This window comes from Paraburkholderia sp. RL18-085-BIA-A (assembly GCF_046027075.1).
Taxonomy (GTDB): domain Bacteria; phylum Pseudomonadota; class Gammaproteobacteria; order Burkholderiales; family Burkholderiaceae; genus Paraburkholderia.
In genome coordinates, this window is record NZ_JARESU010000586.1 from 1 (window position 1) to 524 (window position 524).

Here is a 524-nt window from a genome sequence, read left to right on the forward strand (position 1 = left end):
AGCAACCAGCCCCTGAAGCTCCGCGACGAGCGGCATGTCGTCACGGGCGGGCGTTTTGCGCTTGTCAACCCATTCAGCTTCGCGCTTTGATTTCACCGCTAGATTAGAGCGCGACACACCCAGGACTTCACAGACCGTCTTCATCGGTCGTCCACCGGCAGCAATGGTGAGCGCGCAATCAATTTTTTTGCCCGGCCGTACTCCACTGCTTCGCGGAGAATCTCCACTTCCATCGTCTTCTTGCCCAGCAGTCGCTGGAGTTCACGAATCTGCTTCATCGCCTCGGCCAGGTCGGACGCCGGTACCACCTGCTCGCCGGCACTGACCGCTGACAGGCTTCCGTCCTGATAGAGCTTGCGCCAGGCGAACACCTGGTTTGCATTCACCTGATGACGACGGGCAACTCCGGAAACGGTTGCGCCGGGCTCGAGGGTCTCGCGCACTATCGCGAGCTTCTCCTCGACAGAGCGCCGACGGCGCTGTTCGGGCTGGGTCAAAACTTCAATGGGTTCCACGTTAGAACT

Annotated in this window: 1 pseudogene; it reads right to left on the reverse strand. The window is 60.1% G+C overall.

Annotation, left to right across the window (positions count from 1 at the left end):
- Window positions 1-506, reverse strand: a pseudogene (locus tag P0D89_RS53960) (transposase); the annotation flags it as partial.
- Window positions 507-524 lie beyond the last annotated feature (18 nt).